Consider the following 621-nt stretch of genomic DNA (forward strand, 5'->3'; position numbering starts at 1 on the left):
GGATATTATGGACTTTCGGGCAATATCGCATTAGCACTTGGACCCACTCTAGGTCTTGCCCTAACAGGCACTATTTCTTTTAAGATGTTATTTATAATTTGCTCACTCCTTGGATTAATGGCCTTCATTCTATCGTTGAAAATTCGTTATAAACAAGTTGATCCCGCAGCTGTGCAGCAGCCTCATAAAAAGTGGGATTTCTATGAGAAAAGTGCACTTCCACCTTCAGTACTATTATTCTTTTTAACAGTAACTTTTGGAGGAATCGCCACCTTCCTGCCCCTTTATTCCGCGCAAAAAGGGGTCGAAGGAATCCAATGGTACTTTCTGCTTTATGCCTTTGCTTTATTGTTATCACGGACATTTGCTGGAAAAATTTATGATCAAAAGGGACATAAGGCCGTTTTTATCCCAGGGGCTATTCTTATATTAATTTCGATGGGATTACTTTCATGGCTGCCGGGTAGTTTGATTCTCTACATAGCTGCTATTCTTTATGGCTTAGGTTTTGGCACCGTTCAGCCTGCCTTGCAGGCATGGTCAGTAAAGGAAGCTCCTCTTCATCGGAGAGGTATGGCCAACGCAACCTTTTTCTCATTTTTTGATTTAGGTGTGGGAATT

Annotated in this window: 1 protein-coding gene; it reads left to right on the forward strand. The window is 41.4% G+C overall.

The annotated features are described in order from the left end of the window. The coding region (locus V7149_RS25235) for an MFS transporter (protein WP_335348311.1) at positions 1-621 on the forward strand (621 nt) is incomplete at both ends.

It is taken from the genome of Bacillus sp. JJ1503, assembly GCF_036965125.1.
Classification (GTDB): Bacteria; Bacillota; Bacilli; order Bacillales; family Cytobacillaceae; genus Cytobacillus.